The 290-nt window shown below is 69.7% G+C and carries 1 pseudogene; it reads right to left on the bottom strand.

The features are described 5' to 3' along the window. A pseudogene (locus tag KVT14_RS20270) lies at window positions 1-290 on the bottom strand (preprotein translocase subunit SecA); the annotation flags it as partial.

Raw genomic sequence — 290 nt, 5'->3', positions numbered from 1 at the left:
TCGGACAGCAGCACGGCTTTGAGCAGCACGGGGGTGACCAGCCCGAGGCCGCCGGCCTGCTCGACGACCGCGTCCACCTCGATCGACACGGGGTACACGGTCTTGAGCGTGGCCCACAGCTGCTCGAGGTCCCAGTCCTCCGGGTGGCCCTCGGCGGTCGCCGCGGTGACGTAGTCGTCGAGCACGACCTCGAGGAAGTGCTGGACCTGCTCCTGCATGTCCTCGCCCTCGGGCACGCGCCGGCGCTGCTCGTAGATGACCTTGCGCTGCCGGGACAGCACGTCGTCGTA

The organism is Cellulomonas sp. GbtcB1 (genome assembly GCF_019091725.1).
Lineage (GTDB): Bacteria > Actinomycetota > Actinomycetes > Actinomycetales > Cellulomonadaceae > Cellulomonas.
This window is presented reverse-complemented; position numbering and strand designations above follow the sequence as displayed.